Origin of the sequence: Allobosea lupini, assembly GCF_900109525.1 — a bacterium.
Taxonomy (GTDB): Bacteria; Pseudomonadota; Alphaproteobacteria; order Rhizobiales; family Beijerinckiaceae; genus Allobosea; species Allobosea lupini.
Genome location: NZ_FOAN01000003.1, coordinates 568,124 through 589,732, shown reverse-complemented (window position 1 = coordinate 589,732; position 21,609 = coordinate 568,124). Strand labels below are relative to the sequence as shown.

Below are 21,609 nucleotides of genomic sequence, written 5' to 3'. Positions count from 1 at the left end.
TCACCCGCCTCTCCAGTGACCGTCACAAGGCAGGAGTGGATGGCGGGAGTGGCGAACCGGTTGCATAGCGCCAGCGCCGATAGAGCGATCGCAGAGCAGCCGGCCGGACACGACGGCCGGAGCGCGGTCGATCTCGCCGATTATCGCCTGCTGGTCTCCTCGCTGTTCTCCTCGCCGGGCTCGATCATCCCGGGCGGGATCGCCGGCATTCTCACGCCTTTCCTGTGCTGGATCTCGACCGGTGCCGAGCTGTTCATGGCGTTGACGATCTGCGTCGCGCTGGTCGTCGTCATGCGGATCATCACCGTGGTCCGCTATCGCCGCCTCGACCATGCCGAGGACACGCTCGCCCAGACCACGCGCTGGGACCGGGAGTATTTCTTCGGCGCAACCGTATTCAGCGCCGTGCTCGGCTTCAGCTGCTATGCCGCGCTGGCCTGGACGGACGATCCTGCCGCCCACATCACCTCGGTATCGTCGACGATCGCGCTTGCCTCCGGCTATGTCGCGCGCAATGCCGGGCGGCCGAAATTCGTCGCCGTCCAGTTGCTGACCTTCTGCGTGCCGATGGCGGTCGGCCTGATCCAGGCGCACAATCCCTACTACCAGTACATCGGCTATTTCGCCTTCCTGTATGTCGTCGCCAATATCGCGATCACCAACTCGCTGCACCGCAACCTGCTTGCGCTGAGCGACGCGACCAAGCAATCCAAGGCGCTGGCGACAGCACTGCGCTCGCAGAACCTGACGCTCGACGCCGCGCTCAACACGATGATCCACGGCCTGGCGATGTTCGACCGCAAGCTCGACCTTGCGGTCTCGAACGCGCCACATGCAGCCCTTTACGGCATTCCCGAGACACTCGCCTTGCCGGGCACGCCGATCAGCGCGATCGCGCGCTTCCTGGTCGAGCGGCAAGTGATGACGCCAGAGCAGGTCCGCGACATCAAGGCAGCCCTCGACGGCGTCCAGGCGACGCAGCAGGCGGCCATCTACGAATTGCAGTCGCGTAACGGCCGCATGCTCGTCGTCACCATCGCGCCCGCGGCCGAGGGCGGCGTGCTGATGCTGACCGAAGACGCCACCGAGCGGAAGGCGACCGAAGCGCGGATCGAGCAGATGGCGCGCTTCGACGAGCTGACCGGGCTCGCCAACCGCTTCGAGTTCAATACACAGCTCGCCGAGGCTTTCCGCCGGCAGGAGCGGACCGGCGAGACCTTCGCGCTGCTCTATATCGACCTCGACGGTTTCAAGCAGGTCAACGACAATCTCGGCCACGACATCGGGGACCGGGTGCTGGTCCAGACGGCGGCGCGGCTGAAGAGCGCGATCCGCCACAACGACCTGCTCGCCCGCTTCGGCGGCGACGAGTTCGTCCTGATCCTGCCGGCGACCGATGTCGCGACGGTCAGGATGATCGCGCAGCGTATGATCGAGGCGATGGACCGCGCCTTCGAGCTCGACACCAAGACCGTCTACGTCACGGCCAGCATCGGCATCGCGCTCGCCCCAGTGGACGGCGCGATCCCGGCCGACCTGCTGCGCCATGCCGACACCGCGCTCTACAAGGCCAAGGCGGCCGGTCGCAACACTGCGACCTTCTTCGACCCGGCGATGGCCGAGGAGATGCTCGAACGCCACGAGATCGAGGTCGACCTGCGTCAGGCGACCACCGAAGGCGCGCTGGAGCTCTACTATCAGCCGATCATCGACCTGCGCACGCAGGAGATCGTGACGCGCGAGGCGCTGATGCGCTGGCGGCACCCGACCCGCGGCATGGTCCCGCCAGGCGTCTTCATCCCAATCGCCGAGCAATCCGGCCTGATCGCCGGCATGGGCGACTGGGCCATCCGCCAGGCCTGCCGCGACGCAGCGAAATGGCCGGGCGGCATCGGCGTCTCCGTCAACATCTCGCCGCTGCAGTTCCGCGAGCCGGGCCGGATCGTCGAGACCGTCAAGAATGCGCTGCTGCTCGCACATCTCGCGCCGGGCCGCCTGACGCTCGAAGTGACGGAATCGCTGCTCATCGAGGACAACAAGACGACGCTCGACGTCATCAACGAGTTGCGCGCGATCGGCGTGAAGTTCGCGCTCGACGATTTCGGGACGGGCTATTCCTCCCTCGCCTATCTCTCGACCTACCCGTTCTCGCAGGTGAAGATCGACCAGAGCTTCAGCCGCGACGTCAACAGCGACGAGGCTTCCAAGGCGGTGATCGAGGCGGTCTGCCAGCTTGCCCGGCGCCTGTCGATGAACGTCGTCGTAGAGGGGATCGAGACCGAGGCACAGCGCATGGCGGTGCAACTGCTCGGCGCCCAGCGCGCCCAGGGCTATCTGTTCGGCCGGCCGCAGCCGGTATCGGAATTCAGCAAGGGCGACGAGCCGCGCAAGATCGCCTGATGGCGGCTGGACCATCGTCCCGCCCGAATTGACTGCTTCCACCCGGTTATCGCAGCAACGAGCTTGATTCCGCCGCAACGGCAACGCATCTGCACGAGCAAGCTAGAGCAGGATGCGAAAAAGTGGGAACCGGCTTTTCGCATCGATCCTGCTCTAACCCTTTGAGGAGAGACGGATTCAGATTTCAGTTGGCATCGCCTTGCGATTCCAACTGAAATCATCCGGCTCTAGCGACCGGGAGATGCGGCGTGAGCCAAACCGCCAGCCCTGCAGCCAGCAAGGAGCCGCTGACGCCGGATATCTGCGTCATCGGCGATACACCTGGCGGGCTCGCAGTCGCGACCGCGGCCGCGCTGTTCGGCGTCCGGACGGTGCTGGTCCGGCAGAGCGGCAGCGCGCCGTCCTTCAGCCAGGGTGCACGCGGCCAGGCCCTGCGGGCCGTGGCCCAGCACGCGCGGGCCATTGCTGATGCCCAGGCCTTCGGCATCGCAGCGGGGACCAGCGAGATCGATTACGGGCGCGTGCGCACCCATCTCGACCAGGTATCGGCGAAACTGGCCGCGAACGACTCGGACGAACGCCTCGTCGCCTTAGGCGTGCTCGTGCTCAAGGGCGAGGCGCACTTCCAGAATCGCCGCCAGATCGCCGTGGGCGAGAGCGTGGTCAAGGCGCGCCGCTTCGTCGTCGCAACGGGATCGCTACCGGCGCTGCCCGATATTCCCGGCCTGGCCGAGCTGCCCGTCGTCACCGAGGACAGCATCTTCGAGTTGGTCAAGCGCCCCGAGCGGCTGATCGTGCTCGGCGGCACGGCGGCTGCGGTCGAGCTGGCGCAAGCGATGCGCGCGCTCGGCAGCGAGGTCGCGCTGATCGCGCGGGACGGGCTCCTGCTGGACGAAGACCCCGAAGCGGTCGGGGTGCTCCGTCGGGCCTTGCTCGGCGACGGCATCGCCTTGCACGAAGGCCGGCCGATCCTGCGGGCCGAGAGCCATCGCCAGCGCCCTCGCCTCGTTCTCGAAGGCGAAATCAGGATCGACGGCACACATCTACTCGTCGCGAATGGGCGCAAACCCAATATCGCAGGCCTGGAACTCGACCTCGCCGGCGTGCGCAGCGACGAAGCCGGCATCGTCGTCGATGCCTCGCTGAGGACCGCCAATCGCAACATCTACGCCGTCGGCGATTGCGCCGGAGGCGCGGCCGCCGGAACGACGTCCAGCCAGGCTGCGCAGCATCAGGCCGGGCTGGTGCTACGCAACGCCCTGTTCCGCCAGCCGACCCGCTTCAGGCGTGAATGGGTCCCCCGCACCGTCCATGGCCGGCCCGAACTGGCATGCGTCGGCCTGAGCGAGGCGCAGGCGCCCGCGCTGGGCGAAATCCGGGTGCTGCGCTTCCCCTATGCCGAGAGCGGACGCGCCCAAGCCGAGCGACAAACGGAAGGGCTGATCAAGCTGATGACCGATCGCAAGGGCGGTATTCTCGGTGTCGTCATCGCCGGGGCTCAGGCGTCCGAATTGATCGTGCCCTGGGGGCTCGCCATCCAGAAGCGGGTGAACGTCAAGGAGATGGCCGGATTGATCGTGCCATCTCAAAGCCTGTCGGAGCTGTCGCAGAAAGCGGCGCTCTCCTTCCAGGCGCCGCTCGCGGCAAAGCCGGGCATCCGCCGCCTCATCGGCTTCCTCAGCCGTTTCGGATAGACTGGCTGTTGATGTCAGTAAGACGGTTCGATCCCAACACCTTGTCGATCAGCGTAGCGCGCGGGCCGACGCAGCTCGGCCTCTCGGCCAAGCTGCTCGTGCTCACCGTCCTGTTCGTGATGTTGGCCGAGGTGCTGATCTACCTGCCTTCGGTCGCGAACTTCCGGCGCAACTGGCTGAACGATCGGCTCGCAGCGGCGCAGATCGCCGTGCTGGTGCTCGAAAACGCCCCCGCGGAGGGCCTGCCCGAGGGCAGCGAAGAGCGGCTGCTGGCCGGCGTCGGCGCCTCCGCCATCGCGGCACGCGTCGGCGGGGCGCGCCGGCTGCTCAGCCTCGATTCGATGCCGCACGAAGTCGCCAGGACCGTCGACCTGCGCGACCAGAGCTGGATGCAGTCGATCGTCGAATCGGTGGCGACGCTGGTCAGCCCCTCGCATGAGATGCCGATCCGGGTGGTCGGACAGGCGGTCGGCGCCGCCGACTTCGTCGAGATCGTCATCGACGAGCGGCCGCTGCACCGGGCCATGCTGAAATTCTCGGTCAACCTGACGATGGTCACGCTGATCATCTCGATCCTGACCGCCGGGCTGGTCTATCTCTCGCTGAACTGGCTGATCGTGCAGCCGATCCGGCATCTCGCCGCCAATGTGATGGAGTTCGAGCACGACCCGGAGAATCCGCGCCGTATCATCGAACCGACTGAACGCGCCGACGAGATCGGCGAGGCGCAGCGGGCGCTGGCACGCATGCAGGCGACGCTTGCCGACGACCTCAGAGCCAAGAAGCATCTCGCCGAGCTCGGGTTGGCCGTCAGCAAGATCAACCACGACCTGCGCAACATGCTGGCCGCGGCGCAATTGATGTCGGACCGGCTGACCGAGACGCGCGACCCGAAGATCCGGCGCTTCGCACCACGGCTGATCGCGACGCTCGGGCGCGCCATCGATTTCTGCCAGGCGACGCTCGCCTATGGCCGGGCCACCGAGGCGACGCCCACACTGCGCGATGTGGCGCTGCGACAGCTCGTCGCCGAACAGGCCGAGCTGCTCGGCCTCGGCGAGAACGGCGCGATCGGCTTCGTCAACGAGGTCCCGGCCGAGGTGGTCGCCCCCTGCGATCCCGACCAGATGGCGCGGGTGCTCTCCAACCTGATGCGCAATGCGATCCAGGCGCTCGACAGCGTCATGGAAGCCGGCGAGCGCAGCCCGATGCTCCGGATCAGCGCCGGCCGGCGTCATGAGGAGATCGTCCTGCGCATCGCCGACAACGGGCCGGGCGTGCCGCCGCGGGCGCGCGAGAACCTGTTCCAGGCCTTCCGCGGCTCGGTCAACCCTGGCGGCACCGGGCTTGGCCTCGCCATCGCCGCCGAGCTGGTGCGGCTGCATGGCGGCATGATCGCGCTGGAGCCGTCCGAGGTCGGCGCGGTGTTCACGGTGTCACTGCCGGCGCAGCGCATAGCTGCCTGATTTTCAACCCTAACCGATCATCCCGGACAAGCGGCGAAGCCGCGCCGATCCGGGATCCATTCCGGAACCTTTTCGATTCAGGCTCCGGAACAGGTCCCTGAGTCTTCGCTTCGCTACGCCCGGGACGACCCGCGCCTTTTCGGTAAGGAAGCGCCCTCGGCTACGCCTACTGGCTCGCCCAGATCACCCGCGCCATGAAGGCGATCTCGGCGAGCGCGAGCACGCGATCTGCGTGCTCGGGATTGAGCGAGGCGAGCTCGACCGTCTTGGCGGTCTGGCGCCTGAGCTGCTTGGCCAGCACCTCGCCCTCGACGGTCTTGACCACGACCCGGTCGCCGCGGCGGATCGCAGCGCCGGGCGAGACGATGATGGTGTCGCCGTCGCGATAGAGCGGCAGCATCGAATCGCCGGCGATCTCGAGCGCATAGGCCTTCTCGTCCTGCAGGCCGGGAAAGGCGACCTCGTCCCAACCGGAGCCGACCGGAAAGCCGCCATCGTCGAAGAAGCCGCCGGAGCCGGCCTGGGCGAAGCCGATCAGCGGAATCGTATGGGCCGGCGGCATGCCGCGGCGCAGCACGTTCATGAACTCATCGAACGAGGCGCCGGTGGCGGAGAGAATCTTGGCGATCGATTCGGTCGAAGGCCAGCGCTCGCGCCCGTCAGCACTAAGCCGCTTCGAGCGGTTGAAGGTGGTGGCGTCGAGCCCGGCCTTGCGAGCGAGGCCCGACGGCGTCAGGCCATAACGCTGGGCGAGCGTGTCGATCGCACTCCAGATCTGGTCATGGGACAGCATCGCGGGGAGGCCTCGTTCCTGATGGTGCCGGCGGCGCAAAGCGGGGATTGAAATAGGAAATATCCCCTATCCTATAAGAATTCAATCTGATTTATCGCTCTGATTGGCTAGGCATGCCGCTTTTTCACTTTCAGACAGCGCGCCGACGGGCGCGGGCCGGCACCCGGCAAAGAAAACGGCGAACCGGTCCGGCGCGACACGCTTTCCCCTTTTGCCGACGGCCGTCAGGCGATATGTCCGCAACATGCCGCTCATCTACAAGATCTGTCCCGAGGCGCTCTGGCGCGAAGCCGAGGCCGTAGGCCTGTTCCAAGGAGCGCCGGTCGACCTCGCCGACGGCTTCATCCATTTCTCGACCGGCGCGCAGGCCCGCGAAACCGCTGCCAGGCATTTCGCCGGCCAGGACGGGCTGCTGCTGATCGCCATCGACGATGCCGTGCTCGGCGCGGCCCTGCGCTACGAGCCATCGCGCGGCGGGGCGCTGTTCCCGCATCTCTACGCCACGCTCGCCCCCAAGCAGGCGCGCTGGATCGCGCCGCTGCCGTTGGGCGAAGCCGGCCATGTGTTTCCGGAGGATGTCGCGTGATCGGAGCGCTGTTCGGCCTGGCGCGGCCGCTGATCCACAAGCTCGACGCGGAGCAGGCTCACCGGCTGACGATCGCGGCACTGTCGGCCGCGCCTCCGCTGCGGCCGGCGGCCGATCCGCCGTCGCTGGCGGTCGAGGCCTTCGGACTACGCTTTGCCAATCCGGTCGGTCTCGCTGCCGGCTTCGACAAGCATGCCGAAGCTGTCGACGGCGCGCTGGGCCTCGGCTTCGGCTTCGTCGAGGTCGGCGGGGTGACGCCGCTGCCGCAGCCGGGCAATCCACGCCCGCGCGTCTTCCGCTTGCCGGAGGACGAGGCCGTGATCAACCGCTACGGCCTCAACAGCGACGGCATGGAGGCGGTCGCGGCAAGGCTTCAAGCCCGCCGCAAGAAGAGCGGCATCGTCGGCGTCAACCTCGGTGCCAACAAGGACTCGGTTGATCGCAGCGCCGACTACGCGGTGCTGGCCGGCCGGCTCGCCCCGCTCGCCGATTTCCTCACCGTCAACGTCTCTTCGCCGAACACGCCTGGGCTGCGCGACCTGCAGGCCGAGGACGCGCTCGACGACCTGATCGCGCGCACCCTCGCCGCCCGCGACGAGGCCGCCGCCGGAGGCAAGCCGACGCCGGTCCTGATCAAGATCGCGCCAGACCTCTCCATGGCCGAACTCGACGGCATGGTCGCCGTCGCCCGCCGCCGCAAGGTCGACGGCATGATCGTCTCGAACACCACGATCGCGCGACCAGACAGCCTGCGCAGCACAAGCAAGGCCGAGACCGGCGGCCTCTCGGGCAAGCCGCTCTTCTCGGCCTCGACGCGGATCCTCGCCGAGACCTTCCTGCGGGTCGAACGCCAGTTCCCGCTGATCGGCGTCGGCGGCATCGATTCGGCGCAGACCGCCTTCGCCAAGATCCGTGCCGGGGCGAGCCTCCTGCAGTTCTATTCGGCGATGGTGTTCAAGGGTCCGAGGCTGGTCGGCGAGGTCAAGCGCGGGCTCGACATGCAGATGCGCAAAGCCGGCCTGCCGCGGCTCGACGCTCTGGTCGGGCGCGATGCCGAGGCGGTGGCGCGTGGAGAGGCGCTGTAGCTATTCAGGCATGCCCGCCTGACGAAGCGCTTCGACATAGCGTTCGAGCGACGCCTTGTCCCTCAACGGGTGCATCGCCCGCGTCCGGCCCAGCGAGGCGTTCGGCTGAAGCCTGACGAGTTCGGCGAGTTCGGCACGCGCCCCCGGCAGGTCGCCGGCATGGACGAGCGCCGCGGTGAGATAGCGTCTCGGTGTCGTCGCTTCCGGGACGTTCGCAAGCGAGCGGCGAGCGGCCGTCACGGCCTCATCGTACCGCCCCGCATAGAAGAGCGCCGCAGAACGGACTGCGAGAAGATCGGCCTGCAGCGGCGACAGCGGGTCAAGTCGCTCGGCCTCTGCAGCGCGCGACAGCGCCAGGTCGGCTTCGCCGCTCCAGACCGCCACCCACGCTCCCAGGCGCCAGGCTTCGGCACTGTTCGGGTTGAGGCGCAAGGACAGGTCGAGCAGTGCACGGCCTTCGTCATGCTCGCCACCCAGAACGGAAAACAGATGGCCGCACAGCGCCAGGATTTGCGGATCGGACCGGTCCGCGGTCAGCGCCTCGCGCGCCAGTTCCAGCGCCCGTTGCTTGCCGAACTGATAGTCCTGCTCGGCGCCGAGCCAGATCGCGGTCGCGACGCAGCGCGCCAGTAATGCGCGCGCCAGCACGAAATGGGGATCGCGGGCCAGCGCCCGCTCCAAGAGCGCGATCGCCGAGGCATTGCCGCCTCGCGACCGAGCATAATAGCCAGGCAGCGCGCGAAGGTAGCAGTCGAACGCGTCGAGATCGCCCGTGCCCTTGCGTAGCACGCGGTCGATCTCCGCCTTGAGGAGGCGTGGCTCCATCGCAGCTGCGATCGCGCCAGTCATCGTCTCGTAGAGGGCGACGATCTCGCCGCGGCCGGCCCGGAAGCTCTCCTGCCAGATCTGCCGGGTGGACTGCGCGTCGATCAAACGGCAGCGAACGAGTAGGCTCCCCCCCTCGCCCCCGAACGAGCCATCGACGAGATAGCGAGCCCCCAGGCGCGAGCCGATGGCGGCGACGTCCTCGCCATCGCCGGCGCCGCTGCGCGCCGCCGAGGCATGCGCGATGACGATCAGCCAGCGGAAGCGGGACAAGGCAATGGAAATCTCTTCCACCAGCCCTTCCGCGAGATAGGCATGGCCTGCCTCGCCGAGCAGGCGAAATGGCAGGACCGCTAGCGAAGGCCGATCGTCCTGGTGCGTGATCGCCGGCGGGGCGGCATTGCTGTCCACCAGGCTCAATCTGCAGTCCAGCAGATAGCCGCGCCGCGGTAGATGGCGCAACAGCCTGCCCTCGCCGTCGTCGATCGCCCTGCGCGCATCCTTGACGGCCTGGAAGAGACTGTCCTCGGTCACGTTGACACGCGCCCAGATCCGGTCGAGCAGCTCGGCCTTGCCCAGTGGACGGCCGCCGGCCCCGGCGAGCACCGCCAGCAGCTCGAACGCCTTGGGCCGGATGGCGATCTCGCCGCCGTCGCGCCCGAGCAGCCGGCCCCTGGCCGGTTCGATGACGAACCCCTCGAAGCCGATCGCCTCCGGCACGGCGTTCTCCTCGGGAGCATAATTCGGCTGGTTCTGCGTCATCATCGAATTTCAGCACAGCTTCAGCGTGCTGTCAGGACGAGACCGCTGCATCGCCGGCATGGTGGCGCCATCATGGATCACCAAGGAGCCCCACCGATGGATACCTTCTCACCGCAGCTTGCGACCACGCAGCCAGCACCCCGCGCCATGTCGCGTCGCCGCCTCGTCGCCTCCCTCTGCGCGATGCCGGCCCTCGGCGGCATCGCCCTCGCCCAGAGCAACTGGCCGACCCGGCCGGTGCGCCTCCTGCTCGGTCAGCCGGCCGGATCGGGTTCCGATCCGATGGCCCGCGGGCTCGCTCCGCATCTCAGCGCCGCCTTCGGTCAACCCTTCGTAATCGAGAACATGCCGGGCGCCGGCGGCACCGCCGCCGCGGCCGCCGTCGCGCGAGCCGATGACGAGCACACCCTGGGGATCGTGCTGGGTGGGCCGACCACGACCGCCAAGGCCATGAACCCCAACCTCTCCTATGACCCGGCAACCGCGTTCCGTTCGATCAGCCTGCTCAACCGCTCCTCCTTCGTGCTGACCGTGCATGCAGGCAGTTTCAGCCCCGGGGCACGCTTCGCCGACGTGATCGACCAGGCCCGTGCCCAGCCGGGCCGGCTGTCCTATGCCTCCATCGGCCCAGGCACCGTCACGCATCTGGCCATGGAGGAACTGAAGGCGACGCTCAATCTCGACATCGTCCATGTGCCCTATCGGGGTTTTCCGCAGGCCAGCCTCGATCTCGCCGCGGGTCGGTGCCAGCTGATGTTCAACGTCGCCGCCGCGGCAGCCGAGCACATTGCCGCCGGCAGGCTGGTCGGCATCGCGCAGACCGGCGCGACGCGGACCAGCTTCCTGCCCGACATCCCGACCCTGCAGGAGCTCAAGGTGCCTTCGGCGCCCTTCTTCGGCTGGTCCGGCATGATCGCGCCGGCAAGCTTCCCCGAAGCCATGGCCAGACGCCTGGCCACCGTCATCCGGTCGGCGCTCGCCACGGACCCCGCAGCGCGCGGCGGGCTCGACCGGTCCGGCAGCGAAGTGCTCGGCACCGACCCCGAGGAGCTTCAACGGCTCCAGGAGACCGAGGCCAGGCGATGGAACGCCGTGATCGCGCGGCTCGGCCTGCGGGCTACCGAGTGAACCGTTTCTCGAGCGATTCGAGGAGGATGGTCATGGTCACGACCGAAACCGCCGTCATGCTCGCTTTCCTGATCACCAATCTGGCGCGGATTCTCGCCTACCTCCCGCAGATCATCGCGATCGCCCGCGATGATGGCCGGGCGAAGACCGTCTCCGCCGCGACATGGACCCTTTTCTGCGTTTCGAACCTGTGCTCGGCGCTCTATGCCGGCTGCGTGACCGGGGACCGGGCCATGCTCGTCGCATTCGCCGCCAACACGGTCTGCTGCGCGGTGATCGTCGGCCTGCTGTGCTGGAAGCGTCGAATGAGCCGGCCCGTGCTGGGCTCACACCGAGGCTGAATGCGCGCTTGCCTCGCAGGCGTGCCGGGGGCCCGCTCCCGGCTATCGCTTCGAGGCGAAGAGGCGGCTTATCAGCCAGAGCGGCACGACGACCAGAGCGCCGGCGAGCGCCCAGCCGCCGACCTCGCGGACCGCATCGAAGCCCATATCGGTGATCGAGCGGACGAAGCGCAGCGCCGAGTCGAAGAGGCCCCTCGGCGACAGGCCGAGGAACGCCATGGCCGCCCCGACCAGCAGCGAGATGAAGAACAGGCGCACCAGTACGCTGAGGACGGAGCCGCCCAGGAAACGCTCGGTGCCGCCGCCATTGGCCATGGAAAATTCCCCTCGGATCGACATGCGAGATAAATCAGACCCTGCTTGAACCGGGCCTGAACGCCGCCGTCAACCGCCGAGCGTTCAGCTCGTCGCCGAGGCGCCCTGTGCCGCCCAGCCGGCGCCGGCGATCTTGGCGGCGGCGATCACGGCCTGGGTACGGCTGTCGACGTTGAGCTTGGTCAGGATCGCCGAGACATGCGCCTTGACCGTCGCCTCGGAGACGCCGAGCTCATAGGCGATCTGCTTGTTGAGCAGCCCCTCGGACAGCATCATCAGCACGCGCACCTGCTGCGGCGTCAGCGTCGCCAAACGGCGGACCATGTCGGCGGTCTCGTGGTCGACCGGAGCTGAGAGATCGACGCCCGGCGGGGTCCAGACGCCGCCGTCGAGCACGGCCTGGATCGCCTCGCCCATCTGCGCGACCTCGGCGGTCTTGGGCAGGAAGCCGAGCGCGCCGAATTCGATGCAGCGGCGGATCACGGCGGGATCGTCATTGGCGGAGACGACGATCACCGGGATCTCGGGATAGGATGCCCGCAGGAAGAGCAGGCCGGAAAAGCCCTGCACGCCCGGCATGGAGAGATCGAGCAGGATGAGGTCGATGTCCGAGGCTTCGGCGAGCGCCTGGCCGAGCGCCTCGAGCGAGCCGACCTCGCTGACCTCCGAGCCGGCGAGTGCATGCGACACCGCCTGGCGCAATGCGCCGCGGAAGAGCGGATGATCGTCCGCGATCACGATCCGTGTCATCATGCCCTCCGCGCGCCGAAGCCCGGCAAGATGCCGCGCGATTCCCCCTTGAACGTTCAAGCGCCCCCCATCTTACCCTGTCAATGCTCCAATCGCAGGGAGACACAGCGGATCGCTAATTGGCGGGGAGCAGCGCCTCCAATGTCTCGATCCGGTCGGCCTCGCCCGGCGGCTTGTCCCAGCGGATTCGGTTGATCCGGGGAAAGCGCATGGCGACGCCGGATTTGTGCCGCGTCGAGCGCTGCAGACCCTCGAAAGCCACCTCTAAGACGAGACCGCTCGCGAGGGTATGCGTCACCTCGCGCACCGGGCCGAAGCGATTCAGCGTGTTCTTGCGGACATAGCGGTCGATCTCGATGAGTTCCTCGTCGGTGAACCCGAAATAGGCCTTGCCGACCGGCACCAGCTCGTCCGCGCCCGCCTCCCCAACCCGCCAGACGCCAAAGGTGTAGTCGGAATAGAAGGAGGAGCGTTTGCCGTGGCCGCGCTGGGCGTACATCAGGACGCAATCGACCAGCCGGGCATCGCGCTTCCATTTATACCAGTAGCCCTTGGGGCGGCCCGGCAAGTAAGGCGAATCGAGCCGCTTCAGCATGCAGCCCTCGACCGCCTCGGCATCTGCGCCCGCCCCGGCGGAAGCCGGATCGGCACGCGCCTCGGTCAGTTCCTCCCAGCTTGCGAAGGTAATGCGCGGCGAGAGGTCGAAGCGGGCGTTGTCGAGCCTGCCGAGCAAGGCCTCGAGCCGGGTCCGCCGCTCCGTGTAGGGAAGGGCACGCAGATCATCGTCGGCTTCGGCCAGGAGATCGTAGGCGCGGATATGGGCCGGGAATTCGGCCAGCATCTTCGGCGTCACCTGCTTGCGGTTGAGCCGTTGCTGCAAGGTGTTGAAGCTCTGGACGACGCCATCGCGCATCACCAGCAATTCGCCGTCGATCGCGCCGTCCTCGGTCAGCGCCTCGGTGAGATCCGGAAAGGCGCCGCCGATCTCCTCGCCGGTGCGGGAATAGAGGCGCACGACGCGGCTGCCATCGACGCGCGTGCCGGCGACGGCCTGAACGCGGATGCCGTCCCATTTCCATTCGGCGGCGAATTCGTCGGCGTTCAGCTTGCCGAAATCGCCGTCCTCGATCGCATGCGAGAGCATGACCGGGCGGAACGGCGCCGGATCGGTCGCCTCCGGCCGTGCGCCCGCGCCCTCCAGCCAGGCGAAGAGCGCGGTGTAAGGCGGCTCCAGCCCATGCCAGACCTGCTCGACTTCGTCGGCCGGTATGCCGCCGAGGCTCGCGGCGGCGGTCTTGGCGAGGCGGGCGGAGACGCCGATACGGAGCGATCCGGTGATCAGCTTGAGCAGGGCCCAGCGGCCGGTCTCGTCAAGCGCGTCGAGCCAGGAGGCGATCAGGCGCGGCAGCTCGGTCTTGCCGGAGTTGCGCAGGCCGGCGACGACGTCGGGCAGATGCGGCACGTCGTTCGCACCATGCCGGGCCGGCCACATCAGCGCGACCGTCTCGGAGAGGTCGCCGACATAGTCATAGGAGAGTGCGAACAGGACAGGGTCGACGCGCTCGGCGATCAAGGCGCGGATCAGGCCGGGCTTGGCGTTCTGGAAGACCAGCCCGCCAGTCATCGCCGCCAGGGCATAGCCGCGATCGGGGTCGGGCGTCGTGCGCAGGTAATCGGCGATAAGCGCGAGCTTGCCGTTGCGGCGCGGCTCATAGGCGAGGCGGTCGAGCAGCCAGGCGAAGCGGTTCATGCGGACGCCTCCGCAGGCTTGGCCTCGGGTTCGGCCTCGCCCTCGTCGCCATAGCCGACGAGATGGAGCGGCATGCCCTTGAGGCCGACCGTGCCGCACCAATGCGCCAGCGCTTCGGCCTCGCCATGGGTGATCCAGATCTCGTTCGCCTGGACCTCGCGGATCGTCGCTTGAAGGTCGTCCCAATCGGCATGGTCGGAGATGATCAGCGGCAGCTCGACGCCTTTCTGGCGCGCTCGTGCCCTGACCCGCATCCAGCCCGAGGCGAAGGCGGTGACCGGATCGGGGAAGCGGCGCGACCACAGGTCCTGGATCGCGCTCGGCGGGCAGATGACGATCTCGCCGGCGAACGCCTTGCGTCCCTCGGCCTTGCGCCCGCTCGGCTCGACCTTGCGGATTTCGCCGAGCGGGATGCCCTGCGCCTGGTAGAACTCGGTGATCTTCTCGACCGCGCCATGGATGAAGATCGGCCGCTCATAGCCGGCCTCGCGGATCAGCGCCATCAGGCGCTGCGCCTTGCCCAGCGAATAGGCGCCGACGATGTGGGTGCGATCGGGGAAGAGCCGGACGGAATCGAGCAGCTTAGCCGCCTCGGCATGGGCTGGCGGGTGGCGAAACACCGGCAGGCCGAAGGTCGCCTCGGTAATGAAGACGTCGCACGGGACGGGCTCGAAGGGCGCGCAGGTCGGGTCGCGCTCGCGCTTGTAGTCGCCGGAGACGACGATGCGCAGGCCCTTGTGCTCGACCACGATCTGGGCGGAGCCGAGGACATGGCCGGCCGGGACGAAGCGGAAATCGACCGCGCCGATGCGGGTTGTCTCGCCGGGAGCGGCCACCTGCTGCGAGCCGGTGAAAGCCTCGCCATAGCGCAGCGCCATGATCGCCAGCGTCTCACGCGTCGCCAGGACCGCGCCATGGCCGGCGCGGGCATGATCGGAATGGCCATGGGTGATAAGCGCCCGCGCCACCGGGCGGACTGGATCGATGTAGATATCGGCCGCCGGGCAATAGAGCCCGGCCGGCGTCGGCGTCAGCAGATCGGAAGGCTTCATCGTCTGGCCAGTGTCATCTGCCTTCGGTAAACCCGCAGCATGATCGAAAAGGGCAGCAGCGTGTACTCCGCCAGTTCCGGGGATGAACGTCTCGACCGTCGCTATGCCTGGGCCGAGGCAGCGCTCAAGGATGGCGACCCGCAGGCGGCGATCGACATCCTCGATCAAACGCTCGCCGAGAACTACGGTTTCACCGCCGCCTGGCATCTTTACGGGCTGGCCCAGGAGGCGCTCGGGCACAATGAGGAGGCCGCGACCGCCTGGCGGCAATGCCTCGACCTCGATCCAAACGACCATGTCGGCGCCAAGCTCGACCTCGCCCGCATCGGCGCGCTGCCGGCCGAGCAGGCGACCTCGGAGAATTTTTCAGGCGCACTGTTCGATGCTTACGCCGAGCGCTTCGACAGCCACCTCGTCGGTGCCTTGCACTATCAGGCGCCGGCGCTGCTGAAGGAGGCGCTGGCGAGGCATTGCGTGCAGGCGGACCATCCTCTTCATTTTGGGACGGTCCTCGATCTCGGCTGCGGCACCGGGTTGATGGGCGAAGCGATCCGCGCCGAAACCGAATTCCTCGCCGGCTGCGATCTGTCGCCCCGGATGATCGCCAAGGCGCAGGCCAAGACGCGCGAGGATGGCGGGCCGCTCTACGACAAGCTCGCGACCGCCGGCCTCACGGCCTTTCTGGCGAGCCGGCCCGACGCCTGCGCCGATCTCGTCATCGCCGCCGACGTCTTCGTCTATCTCGGCGATCTCGCCCCGTGCTTCCATCAGAGCGCGCGGGTGCTCAAGACAGGCGGGCTCCTCGCCTTCACCGTGCAGAGCCATGACGGCGAGGGCATCACCGTCGGGCAGGACCGGCGCTTCGCCCATGCCGAGAGCTGGATCAGGGAGGCGCTTGCCGAAGCCGGGCTGAGGCCCGTATTGGTCGAGCCACGTAGCACGAGGATCGATCGCGGCCAGCCGGTGCCGGGGCTGCTGGTCATCGCCGAGCGCCACTGAGGGCACGAGGCCGGCGCCAGTCTAGGCCGCCTCCGACCGCATATCCCCGGCATCGACGCCCTCGACGGCGCGCAGGGCCGGGATGGCGAAATCAGTGAAGGCGCGCACGACCGGGCGCATGAAGCGCACCGAAGGAAAGGTCCAGAAGGCCTCGGTCGGCTTGACCTCGTAATCCGGCAGGATTCTGACGAGGCTTCCTGCCGCGAGTTCTTCCGTGACGAGCAGATGCTGGACGGGGCCGGCAGCCCGGCCGGACAGCAGGGTCGCGGTGACAGCGTCGGCGTGGTTGACACGCATGATCGGCCGCACCGGTACGTTGATGCTCTCTCCTCCTCGCTGCAGCGGGAGGCTATCGCGGGGCGATAGCAGCGTCGCAGAAGTCACGACATCGATCTCAGACAGTTGCGCCGGCGTCCCAATCGGCCCCGATCGGGCCAGGAACTGCGGGGAAGCGACAAGGATGCGGCGCACCAGGCCAAGGCGCCTGACGATCAGCTCCTGGCCATCCGGCCGGCCGTAGCGCAGCGCGAGATCGAACCCCTCATAAACCAGATCGACCGCGCGATTCTCCAGAACCAGATCGATGGTTACGCTGGGATGGCGCTCCTGAAAGGCAAGCGCGATCGGGTGGAGATGCTTGGCGCCGATGCAGGACGGCGCATGCACGCGCAACAGCCCTTCGATCGCGCCCATCTCGTGGCGAACGCCTTCCAACGCCGCATCGATTGTCGCGAGGGCGCTCCGACTGGCCTCATAGAGCGTTATGCCCTGCGCGGTCGGCCGGACCATGCGGGCTGAGCGCTCCAACAGGCGCGCTCCGACATGCCGTTCGAGATTGCGCAGCTGCTTGGTGACGGCCGGTTGCGACACCGACAGATCGCGCGCTGCGGCGGTGACCGAGCCACGTTCCACGACGTGCACGAAAGCTCTCAGGGCGGCGGCGATATCCATGCATAGCCATTGGTTATGATATCCATGACCTCATAACGGATCGACGCTGCCGCGGCAAATTGCTCTATCGCCGCACCGATCCCGTCACGCGAGCCGATAGCCTGAAATGCCCATCGACCGACGCCGCTTGCTGCTCGGCAGCCCATTCCTTTTGTCCGGCTGCGTGACGAGACCCGCGCCCGAACTTTCCGGCCAATCGCCCGCCGGACGCCTCGACACGTTCGATGCCGACTATGCCTCGATCTATGCAGCCGTCGACGGCGAGCCTTTTCCGGTGCCGGCCATCGACCTCAGCGAAATCGAGCCCGAATTCCTGCGGCGGGAGGTCGGCTATCGCACGGCCGAGCGGCCTGGAACCGTGGTCGTCGATCCTGGCGAGCGCTACGCCTACCTCGTCGGCGAAGGCGGACGCGCGATCCGCTACGGCATCGGCGTCGGCAAGGAAGAGGGCTTCAATTTCCGCGGCGCCGCGACGATAGCGCGCAAGGCGCAATGGCCGCGCTGGACGCCGACGCAGGATATGATCCGCCGCGAACCGCAGCGCTATGGCCGCTATGCGGGCGGCCTGGCAGGCGGCGCCGGCAACCCGCTCGGCCCGCGCGCGCTCTACCTCCATCGCGACGGTCGCGACACGCTCTACCGGCTGCACGGCACCGTCGAGCCGTGGACGATCGGGGGGATGGTTTCGTCCGGCTGCATCCGGCTGCTGAACCAGGACATCATGGATCTTTATCGGCGCGTGCCGGTCGGCAGCAGGGTCGTCGTATTGGGATCAAGCGGCAACCCGGCCGTCTGAAAGGCGAGAGACCACCGTTCCCTTTTCGTTCGGCAGAGCCTATCTCTGTCGCTCGATGGATGCGCCCTCGCCTCTCCCGCCCGCCTTCTCCGCCTGGTTCGCCAGCCGTGGCTGGAGCGTGCGGGCGCATCAGCTCGCTCTGCTGGAGGAAGCCCGGGCCGGGCGCTCGACGCTGCTGGTCGCACCGACCGGCGCCGGCAAGACGCTCGCCGGTTTTCTGCCCTCGCTGGTCGAACTGACCCAGCGCGGCGGCGAACGCGACGGCCTGCACACGCTCTATGTCTCGCCGCTGAAGGCGCTCGCGGTCGACATCGCCCGCAATCTCGAGACGCCGATCAGGGAAATGGGCCTCTCGGTGAAGGTCGAGACGCGTACCGGCGACACCTCGCCGGCCAAGCGCGCGCGCCAGATCGAGCGCCCGCCCGACATCCTCCTGACGACGCCGGAACAGCTCGCGCTCCTGGTCTCTCACCGCGACGCCAAGCCGTTCTTCGCGAACCTACGCCGCGTCGTGCTCGACGAGTTGCATGCGCTGGTCACCTCCAAGCGCGGCGACCTGCTCTCGCTCGACCTCGCCCGTCTGCGCATGCTGGCGCCGCAGATGAGCGCCGTGGGCCTGTCGGCGACGGTGCGCGAGCCGGCGGACCTGCAAGCCTATCTGGGCGGCGCCGGCACTCCGTCCGGCCTCGTCACCGTCAAGGGCGGCGCACAAGCGCAGATCGGCATCATGCATACGAGCCGGCGGCTGCCGCTGGCGGGCCATGTCACCGCCCATGCAGTCGGCGACATCTATGCGGCGATCCAAGCGCACAAGCTGACGCTGGTCTTCGTCAACACGCGCATGCAGGCCGAGTTCATGTTCCAGGCGCTGTGGAGCGTGAACGAGGAGACGCTGCCGATCGCATTGCATCACGGCTCGCTCGATGTCGGCCAGCGCCGCAAGGTCGAGGCGGCGATGGCGGCGGGCAAGCTGAAAGCCGTCGTCTGCACCGCGACGCTCGATCTCGGCATCGACTGGGGCGATGTCGACCTCGTCGTCAATGTCGGCGCGCCGAAGGGCGCCAGCCGCCTGATGCAGCGCATCGGCCGCTCCAATCACCGCATGGACGAGCCTTCGCAGGCCCTGCTGGTGCCATCGAACCGCTTCGAACTGCTCGAATGCCGTGCCGCGCTCGATGCCGTGGTGGAGGCGGCGCAGGATACGCCGCCGCCGCGGTTAGGGGCGCTCGACGTGCTCGCCCAGCATGTGCTGGGGGTCGCCTGCTCCGACGGTTTCGAGCCCGACGCGCTCTATCGGGAGATCCTCACAGCTTCGCCCTATGCCGGTCTCGACCGCGCCGATTTCGACGCGGTGGTCGATTTCGTCGCGACCGGCGGCTATGCGCTGAAGAGCTATGAACGCTTCGCCAAGCTGCGGCGGAGCAAGGACGGGCTCTATCGCGCCAGCAACGCCCGCGTGATCCAGCAATACCGCATGAATGTCGGCACCATCGTCGAGTCGACCATGCTCAAGGTCCGGCTCGGCCGCTCCAGGCCGGCTCGTCCCGGCGGCCAGAAAATGCTCAGCCGCGGCGGGCGCGTGCTCGGCGAGCTCGAAGAGTATTTCGCCGAGACGATGACGCCGGGCGACACCTTCGTCTTCGCCGGCGAGGTGCTGCGCTTCGAGGGCATCGTCGAGAACGAGGTGGTCTGTTCGCGCACCAGCGCCGGCACCGACCCGAAGATCCCGTCCTATGCCGGCGGCAAGTTCCCGCTCTCGACCTTCCTTGCGGCGCGGGTCCGCGCCATCCTGGCGACGCCGAAGGAATGGGCGAAGCTCCCCGACGAGGTCTCGTCCTGGCTGCATGCGCAAAGGCTGAAATCGCGCCTGCCCAAGCCCGGCGAGCTCCTTGTCGAGACCTTCCCGCGCGCCGGGCGCTTCTTCCTCGTCGCCTACCCGTTCGAAGGCCGCCTCGCCCACCAGACGCTCGGCATGCTGCTGACGCGACGGCTGGAGCGGGCCCGGCTGAAGCCGCTCGGGTTTGTCTGCAACGACTATGGCATCGCCGTCTGGACGCTCGGCGACATGGGCGCGGCGATCGCGCGCGGGGCGCTTTCGCTCGACGATCTCTTCGCGCAGGACATGCTCGGCGACGATCTCGAGGAATGGCTGGCCGAATCGGCGCTGATGAAGCGCACCTTCCGCTCCTGCGCCGTGATCGGCGGCCTGATCGAGCGCCGTTTCCCCGGCCAGGAGAAGAGCGGGCGGCAGGTGACGATCTCGACCGACCTCGTCTATGACGTACTGCGCAGGCACCAGCCCGACCATGTGCTCCTGCGCGCCGCGCGCGCCGACGCGGCGACGGGCTTGCTCGACATCGGCCGCCTGGGTCAGATGCTGACACGGATCAGCGGGCGAATCGTGCATCAGCCGCTCGATCACGTCTCGCCGCTCTCGGTCTCGGTCATGCTCGAGATCGGACGCGAGGCGGTCCATGGCGAAGCGGCCGACGAGATCCTGGCGGAGGCGGAAGCGCAGATGCTCGAAGAGGCGATGGCGTGAACCTGGCGGCGAAGGAAACCGGAGAGGTGGCAGCCGAGGCGTTCATGCTCGGCCGGCTGGCTGTCGTGCCCGACCTGTCCGGCGCGCTCTATCTGCCGGACGAGCGCACGCTCGTCGTCGCCGACCTGCATCTTGAGAAGGGCTCGGCCTATGCGGCGCGCGGCGTGCTGCTGCCGCCCTATGATTCCGCCGCGACATTGCGGCTGCTCGGCGCCGCGATCCTGCGCTACCAGCCGGCACGCGTGATCGCCCTCGGCGATTCCTTCCATGACCGCGGCGCCGAGGCGCGGATCGACGAAAGCTGCCTTGCGAGCTTGCGCGCCTCTCAGGCCGGCCGCGACTGGCTCTGGATCAGTGGCAACCACGACCCGATGATCTCGGCGGCGATGGGCGGCACGGTAACCGGTGAGCTCGATCTCCGCGGCGTCATGCTGCGGCACGAGCCAAGCCCCGCCGGTGCGCTGCCGGAGATCGCCGGGCATCTGCACCCTGCCGCCAAGATCCGCATGCGCGGCCGGGCGCTGCGCCGGCGCTGCTTTGCGATCTCGCCGAGCCGCTGCGTCATGCCGGCGATGGGCGCCTATGCCGGTGGGCTCAATGTCCGGGACATCGCCTTCCGGCCGCTGTTCAGCCTGGGCTTTTGCGCCCATCTTCTCGGCGACGGCAGGCTCTTCCGCATCGACCCGCGCCTGCTGCTGCCGGACTGAAGGCGCACGGAGATCGGACCTGTGACCCCTCCCGTGTGAAGGGAGTGCTCAACAGCCCTTCATTTTCATGTGCAGGGATATGTGCGGAACAGGTTGCGTCGGGGCGGGGCTTGTGGCATCAGGACGCCGCTTCGGAACGGCGCGGCGCTTTCCAGGTCCTCGATCGACCCGAAACGCCAGCACATCCCCGGTCCTGCTGCGGTAGCTCAGTGGTAGAGCACTCCATTGGTAATGGAGAGGTCGAGAGTTCAATCCTCTCTCGCAGCACCAGCCCCACCCCCCTTATTTTGCGGAATAAGGCTGCACCAGCAAGGGTTTGGCGACCACCGAGTGGTACACTTGGTACTCTGCGTGGCCAATCCTTGGAAACATCCGAAGACCCGGGTCTACTACCACCGCAAACGCGTCCCCAAGGACCTTGTGGACGCGGTCATGGGCCGCACAACGTTCAGCGGACGTGCGCCTGACTTTCGTCCCTAGGGAAGGTATGGGCTAGTGGGTCGCTCGCGGAGTTCGTGCGCGCCGTCGTCTATCAGCCCATTGACCTCCTGGTGCCGAGGCGACTGACGGTGGCCAAGCATGGCCCTTTCCCGCCTGGGGCCGGGTGGATACAGGCTTGCGTCGTCGTGACAGCCGCGAAGGACCAGGCGCGTCTTACCCCCATGAC

At 67.7% G+C, this 21,609-nt stretch carries 18 protein-coding genes and 1 tRNA gene; 12 read left to right on the top strand and 7 right to left on the bottom strand.

The window, feature by feature from the left end; all coding sequences use genetic code 11:
• Positions 1–48 precede the first annotated feature (48 nt).
• The 3 genes from BMZ21_RS12135 (at position 49) to BMZ21_RS12125 (ending at position 5,560) form a co-directional block, all read left to right on the top strand.
• Positions 49–2,400 (top strand): putative bifunctional diguanylate cyclase/phosphodiesterase, encoded by a 2,352-nt coding sequence (locus tag BMZ21_RS12135; RefSeq protein WP_158673360.1) that lies wholly within the window; start codon positions 49–51, stop codon positions 2,398–2,400.
• 248 nt (positions 2,401–2,648) lie between these two features.
• Positions 2,649–4,094 (top strand): dihydrolipoyl dehydrogenase family protein, encoded by a 1,446-nt coding sequence (locus BMZ21_RS12130; RefSeq protein WP_091833954.1) that lies wholly within the window; start codon positions 2,649–2,651, stop codon positions 4,092–4,094.
• A gap of 11 nt (positions 4,095–4,105) precedes the next feature.
• Complete coding sequence (locus BMZ21_RS12125; RefSeq protein WP_091833952.1) at positions 4,106–5,560, top strand: sensor histidine kinase; 1,455 nt, start codon at positions 4,106–4,108, stop codon at positions 5,558–5,560.
• A gap of 166 nt (positions 5,561–5,726) precedes the next feature.
• On the opposite strand, the gene BMZ21_RS12120 is transcribed toward BMZ21_RS12125, so the two are convergent.
• Positions 5,727–6,353: a S24 family peptidase gene (locus BMZ21_RS12120; RefSeq protein WP_091833949.1), complete on the bottom strand. Its 627-nt coding sequence runs from the start codon at positions 6,351–6,353 to the stop codon at positions 5,727–5,729.
• Positions 6,354–6,597: 244 nt separating this feature from the next.
• Here BMZ21_RS12120 and BMZ21_RS12115 point away from each other — a divergent pair, with 244 nt between their 5' ends.
• Both BMZ21_RS12115 and BMZ21_RS12110 read left to right on the top strand, forming a co-directional pair.
• Positions 6,598–6,939 carry a DUF952 domain-containing protein gene (locus BMZ21_RS12115; RefSeq protein WP_091833946.1) on the top strand — a complete coding sequence of 114 codons (342 nt, stop codon included), beginning with the start codon at positions 6,598–6,600 and terminating at the stop codon, positions 6,937–6,939.
• Positions 6,936–8,024 carry a quinone-dependent dihydroorotate dehydrogenase gene (locus BMZ21_RS12110; RefSeq protein WP_091833943.1) on the top strand — a complete coding sequence of 363 codons (1,089 nt, stop codon included), beginning with the start codon at positions 6,936–6,938 and terminating at the stop codon, positions 8,022–8,024. The genes BMZ21_RS12115 and BMZ21_RS12110 overlap by 4 nt, the downstream gene beginning before the upstream one ends.
• Here BMZ21_RS12110 and BMZ21_RS12105 read toward each other — a convergent pair whose 3' ends face one another.
• Complete coding sequence (locus BMZ21_RS12105; protein ID WP_167561615.1) at positions 8,025–9,611, bottom strand: winged helix-turn-helix domain-containing protein; 1,587 nt, start codon at positions 9,609–9,611, stop codon at positions 8,025–8,027. It abuts the gene before it with no gap.
• A gap of 96 nt (positions 9,612–9,707) precedes the next feature.
• Here BMZ21_RS12105 and BMZ21_RS12100 point away from each other — a divergent pair, with 96 nt between their 5' ends.
• Both BMZ21_RS12100 and BMZ21_RS12095 read left to right on the top strand, forming a co-directional pair.
• On the top strand, positions 9,708–10,739 hold the full coding sequence (locus BMZ21_RS12100; RefSeq protein ID WP_167561614.1) for a Bug family tripartite tricarboxylate transporter substrate binding protein: 1,032 nt from the start codon (positions 9,708–9,710) through the stop codon (positions 10,737–10,739).
• Between the two features lie 32 nt (positions 10,740–10,771).
• The gene (locus BMZ21_RS12095) at positions 10,772–11,080 is read left to right on the top strand and encodes a hypothetical protein (RefSeq protein WP_091833933.1); all 309 of its coding nucleotides are present in this window, start codon (positions 10,772–10,774) and stop codon (positions 11,078–11,080) included.
• 42 nt (positions 11,081–11,122) lie between these two features.
• Here BMZ21_RS12095 and BMZ21_RS12090 read toward each other — a convergent pair whose 3' ends face one another.
• The 4 genes from BMZ21_RS12090 to BMZ21_RS12075 form a co-directional block, all read right to left on the bottom strand.
• Entirely contained in the window at positions 11,123–11,395 is a 273-nt protein-coding gene (locus BMZ21_RS12090) for a DUF6460 domain-containing protein (RefSeq protein WP_091833930.1), read from the bottom strand.
• Between the two features lie 84 nt (positions 11,396–11,479).
• A complete protein-coding gene (locus BMZ21_RS12085) occupies positions 11,480–12,145 on the bottom strand; it encodes a response regulator (protein WP_425285432.1) in 666 nt (221 codons plus the stop codon).
• Positions 12,146–12,260: 115 nt separating this feature from the next.
• Positions 12,261–13,895 (bottom strand): cisplatin damage response ATP-dependent DNA ligase, encoded by a 1,635-nt coding sequence (locus tag BMZ21_RS12080; RefSeq protein WP_091833924.1) that lies wholly within the window; start codon positions 13,893–13,895, stop codon positions 12,261–12,263.
• A complete protein-coding gene (locus tag BMZ21_RS12075) occupies positions 13,892–14,947 on the bottom strand; it encodes a ligase-associated DNA damage response exonuclease (RefSeq protein WP_091833921.1) in 1,056 nt (351 codons plus the stop codon). Before BMZ21_RS12075 ends, BMZ21_RS12080 begins: the two co-directional genes overlap by 4 nt.
• 60 nt (positions 14,948–15,007) lie before the next feature.
• Here BMZ21_RS12075 and BMZ21_RS12070 point away from each other — a divergent pair, with 60 nt between their 5' ends.
• Positions 15,008–15,946, top strand: coding sequence for a class I SAM-dependent methyltransferase (locus tag BMZ21_RS12070; protein ID WP_167561613.1), 939 nt, complete (start codon positions 15,008–15,010; stop codon positions 15,944–15,946).
• A gap of 21 nt (positions 15,947–15,967) precedes the next feature.
• Here the strand turns inward: BMZ21_RS12070 and BMZ21_RS12065 are convergent, their stop codons facing one another.
• Positions 15,968–16,897: a LysR family transcriptional regulator gene (locus tag BMZ21_RS12065; protein ID WP_091833914.1), complete on the bottom strand. Its 930-nt coding sequence runs from the start codon at positions 16,895–16,897 to the stop codon at positions 15,968–15,970.
• 163 nt (positions 16,898–17,060) lie between these two features.
• On the opposite strand from BMZ21_RS12065, the gene BMZ21_RS12060 reads away from it, so the two are divergent.
• The 4 genes from BMZ21_RS12060 (at position 17,061) to BMZ21_RS12045 (ending at position 21,212) form a co-directional block, all read left to right on the top strand.
• On the top strand, positions 17,061–17,693 hold the full coding sequence (locus BMZ21_RS12060) for a L,D-transpeptidase (RefSeq protein WP_425285431.1): 633 nt from the start codon (positions 17,061–17,063) through the stop codon (positions 17,691–17,693).
• Positions 17,694–17,748: 55 nt separating this feature from the next.
• On the top strand, positions 17,749–20,235 hold the full coding sequence (locus BMZ21_RS12055; RefSeq protein WP_091833908.1) for a ligase-associated DNA damage response DEXH box helicase: 2,487 nt from the start codon (positions 17,749–17,751) through the stop codon (positions 20,233–20,235).
• A gap of 44 nt (positions 20,236–20,279) precedes the next feature.
• The gene (gene pdeM / locus BMZ21_RS12050; protein WP_091834399.1) at positions 20,280–20,942 is read left to right on the top strand and encodes a ligase-associated DNA damage response endonuclease PdeM; all 663 of its coding nucleotides are present in this window, start codon (positions 20,280–20,282) and stop codon (positions 20,940–20,942) included.
• Positions 20,943–21,137: 195 nt separating this feature from the next.
• Positions 21,138–21,212: transfer RNA gene (locus BMZ21_RS12045), tRNA-Thr, on the top strand.
• The last annotated feature ends 397 nt before the right edge of the window (positions 21,213–21,609 follow it).

Coding starts and splice junctions, on each gene's coding strand:
- BMZ21_RS12125 (WP_091833952.1), top strand. CDS start 4,106: ATGTCAGTAAGACGGTTCGATCCCAACACCTTGTCGATCAGCGTAGCG.
- BMZ21_RS12120 (WP_091833949.1), bottom strand. CDS start 6,353: ATGCTGTCCCATGACCAGATCTGGAGTGCGATCGACACGCTCGCCCAG.
- BMZ21_RS12115 (WP_091833946.1), top strand. CDS start 6,598: ATGCCGCTCATCTACAAGATCTGTCCCGAGGCGCTCTGGCGCGAAGCC.
- BMZ21_RS12105 (WP_167561615.1), bottom strand. CDS start 9,611: ATGACGCAGAACCAGCCGAATTATGCTCCCGAGGAGAACGCCGTGCCG.
- BMZ21_RS12100 (WP_167561614.1), top strand. CDS start 9,708: ATGGATACCTTCTCACCGCAGCTTGCGACCACGCAGCCAGCACCCCGC.
- BMZ21_RS12095 (WP_091833933.1), top strand. CDS start 10,772: ATGGTCACGACCGAAACCGCCGTCATGCTCGCTTTCCTGATCACCAAT.
- BMZ21_RS12090 (WP_091833930.1), bottom strand. CDS start 11,395: ATGGCCAATGGCGGCGGCACCGAGCGTTTCCTGGGCGGCTCCGTCCTC.
- BMZ21_RS12085 (WP_425285432.1), bottom strand. CDS start 12,145: ATGACACGGATCGTGATCGCGGACGATCATCCGCTCTTCCGCGGCGCA.
- BMZ21_RS12080 (WP_091833924.1), bottom strand. CDS start 13,895: ATGAACCGCTTCGCCTGGCTGCTCGACCGCCTCGCCTATGAGCCGCGC.
- BMZ21_RS12075 (WP_091833921.1), bottom strand. CDS start 14,947: ATGAAGCCTTCCGATCTGCTGACGCCGACGCCGGCCGGGCTCTATTGC.
- BMZ21_RS12065 (WP_091833914.1), bottom strand. CDS start 16,897: ATGGATATCGCCGCCGCCCTGAGAGCTTTCGTGCACGTCGTGGAACGT.
- BMZ21_RS12055 (WP_091833908.1), top strand. CDS start 17,749: ATGGATGCGCCCTCGCCTCTCCCGCCCGCCTTCTCCGCCTGGTTCGCC.
- pdeM (WP_091834399.1), top strand. CDS start 20,280: ATGCTCGGCCGGCTGGCTGTCGTGCCCGACCTGTCCGGCGCGCTCTAT.